Origin of the sequence: Mycobacterium angelicum (genome assembly GCF_002086155.1) — a bacterium.
In the GTDB taxonomy this organism is placed as follows: Bacteria; Actinomycetota; Actinomycetes; order Mycobacteriales; family Mycobacteriaceae; genus Mycobacterium; species Mycobacterium angelicum.
In genome coordinates this window covers 1-521 of the sequence record NZ_MVHE01000277.1, presented here as the reverse complement: position 1 = coordinate 521, position 521 = coordinate 1, and the positions used below count along the sequence as shown (strand labels likewise).

Sequence of the window (521 nt, the reverse complement as noted above, 5' to 3'; positions counted from 1 at the left end):
CGAGCTCAGCGGTCACCGCTACGAGGTGGTGCTGCACAAGGAACCCGCGTCGGTGTTCTCGTGTGCGCAGCTCCCCAGCCAGCCGTGGCAGCGCTGGGGAAGTCTGGCCGCGCTGAACAGGTATCTGCAGGAGCAGCGGCCGACGGGGTTGCGGGTCACCGGGGTGCCGCATCGGGGCGTATGGCCCGAGGTCGCGCTGGCCCGCGCACTGGCGCAGGCGGGCGATCGCCTGCCGGTGAACGAATTGGCCGTGGAATCTGCTTCCGATGCCGTCATGCCCGATCTGTGTCACCAACTCGGGCGCGAATTGGGATATCGGGTAGCGGTGACCTGTTCGCCCACAACGGGATTGGTGGACATCGTCTTTCTCTCCGGTACCGAGTCGGCGCTGTCGGAGGTGTATGCGCCGGGCGCGGTGGTGCAGGACTTGGCGGGCTGGGTCAATGATCCGGCGGCGATTGCGCGTGGTGGTGAGGTGCGCCGCTGGGTGGGGGATCGGTTGCCGGAGTTCATGGTTCCCT

The 521-nt window shown here is 67.4% G+C and carries 1 protein-coding gene; it reads left to right on the top strand.

Going from position 1 to position 521, the window contains the following annotated elements:
• On the top strand, positions 1 to 521 hold a 521-nt coding region (locus tag BST12_RS32665), incomplete at both ends, for a hypothetical protein (protein ID WP_170062237.1).